The sequence below is a fragment of the Enterococcus sp. LJL90 genome, assembly GCF_056924355.1.
Genome location: NZ_JBXPBQ010000039.1, coordinates 1 through 2304 on the forward strand (window position 1 = coordinate 1; position 2304 = coordinate 2304).

Below are 2304 nucleotides of genomic sequence, written 5' to 3' on the forward strand. Positions count from 1 at the left end.
GCTTTTGTTCCGAAAGATTTTGATTTTGCTGAAGCCTATTCGTCTTATGAATCGCAAGTGTCACTCGATTTAGCAGAAATTGAATTGAGTGTGAGCGAAAAGAAAGGTTTATTAAAAGAAATGGAAAAAAATAGACTTGCTACAAATGAGTAGAAAGTCCGTGACGTAATGTAATTGCATAGAAGTTTTTCTATGAAGTAAATAGTAAGGGATATCTATGAAGAAATTGTTTGCATTACGTATGTTTTTAATTAAGGTTGATTTTTTGGCTAGTGTTCAATCCACGATAATAGGTAGGGAAGGATATTTAAGAATCCTATGCAGAGTACAGTAGCAGCTAAAGCTGATAGAACAAATTCTAAAAAGAACCATAAATATTTTTTCATATCTTTTCTCCATTTTAATCTTAATTAGAAAGATAAAGTTAATTTGGAGTTAAGTCAATGGCTGTGTCAATTTCGTTAGTTACGAGAATAGGACAGAAAAAATGAATTGACCAACTCAAAAAAATGATAGATTAATTCTTTTCTTTTTTATTTTTGTAGCTCCCAAAAGTTGCGTAGGCGGGAATTAGTAACACGGCAAAGAATAGACCAATCCATTTCAAAATTTTAAGTATATTTTTCAAAGAATTCACCTCCGTATGCTTCAAAACGATTTTAGCAAGAATAGCAAGAAAAATAATCAGTCTTTGGTCTAGTATATGTTTAATTGAATCGTTTAACTCAGGCATCGTATTGATTGATAACTAGGCGTTCCTTATGGCTTTGGGTGCGCCTAGCCGTATGGTGTTGCTTTTTTGGTGAAGGCAGACCGCCTAGGGCGGGCTGCCTGTCCGCCAGCGGCGGGACAGGTTTACTTCGACCAAAAAACTTACAGCTACGTGCGTTTGAACGAATGTGAAAGGGCGCAAGACACAAGGAATGCAAGGTGTGGTGACGAATGTCGCCACACCTGTAACCCCCGTACTCTAACAGGGGGGTAGTAAATCGGTAAATTGAGTGTATGGGCAGTGGTAAACCGTTGGTACGTAAGGAAAAATCACTGTCCCAAACTTTTGGAAAAAAATGGCGATTTTGGGACAATGATTGCAGGTGGTGATTAGAGGTGAAATGTTAGATCAATTAGGAAAAAGTGTGCGGCTATCTCGTAAGAGATTACGATTAACGCAACATGAATTAGCAAGAGAAGTTGGTATTTCACGGAAAACTTTAGTCCGAATTGAAAACGGTAGTTCAGATGTTGGCCAAGATATGGTAGATAAGGTTTTAGATTATATTGCTGAATCTGAACGTCATGAGCCGTTAGAGTGCATTTTTGATTATGTGCGGGTGACGTTTCCGATGCATAATCAGGAACGATTGTTTAATAAGGTATTGCGTATTCGGCAAGAATTTTTTGCGGAAATAGATTCTCACCAATTTGGGTATATGGGAGTTTTTCAGTTAGATTATATCAAGGTTGCCTATTCAGCTAAAAATGATGATAGGGGACTGATGATTGAATTATCAGGGCAAGGATGCCGGCAATTTGAAGCCTTTTTACAGGCTCAAAATCGGACTTGGTTTGATTTTTTTTATGATTGTTTAGATTTTAACTGCCGATTTACTCGGATTGATATAGCGGTCAATGATTATAAAGAATATTTGAGTATTCCAACGCTATTAAACAAGGTTTTGCGGCAGGAATTAATTTCAAAATTCGATTTATTCCGTTTTAACGGATCAGGTCGAATTTCAAAACGGCAGCAAGAAGGAACAACGATCTATTTTGGTTCTTCCAAAAGTGAGTTCTATATTGCGTTTTATCAAAAAAATTATGAACAGGCAAAAAAATTAGGCCTAAGAGTTGAGGATATTCCGATAAAAAATCGTTATGAGCTACGTTTCAAAAATGATCGTGCAATGAATGCAATTTTAGAATATCTGAGATTGGGTAGCTTGACGGATATCATTTTAGGTGTCCTGAATGATTATCTTTTGTTTGTAGATGGCAAACGTGGGGTAAAGCGAAAATACTGGAAGCCGAATAAAAAATGGCAATTTTTTATCGGAGACGTTGGGGCTGTGAAGCTAGTAACTGAACCTAACGAAAAATTATACGAGCGAACGAGAAATTGGTTTCAACGATCTGTTGCTGCTAATGTGAAAATGCTAGAAGATATTGACGATATGATGGGTGAAAATACGGTTCGTGAAATGATTGATGAAGCAGAATTGAGCGATAAGCATTTGCATATTATTGAAGTGAAAGCAATGGAAATTGCTGATTTTATTGTAAAGGAGGTTTTATGATGGACAAAAT

General features: G+C 36.5%; 1 protein-coding gene. It reads left to right on the forward strand.

The features are described 5' to 3' along the window. The first annotated feature begins 1112 nt into the window (after window positions 1-1112). On the forward strand, window positions 1113-2294 hold the full coding sequence (locus tag AC1Z3S_RS19940) for a replication initiation factor domain-containing protein (RefSeq protein ID WP_461741826.1): 1182 nt from the start codon (window positions 1113-1115) through the stop codon (window positions 2292-2294). Window positions 2295-2304 lie beyond the last annotated feature (10 nt).

What these genes read in the sequence shown, in the direction of transcription:
- AC1Z3S_RS19940 (WP_461741826.1), top strand. Translation starts at nt 1,113, where the DNA reads ATGTTAGATCAATTAGGAAAAAGTGTGCGGCTATCTCGTAAGAGATTA.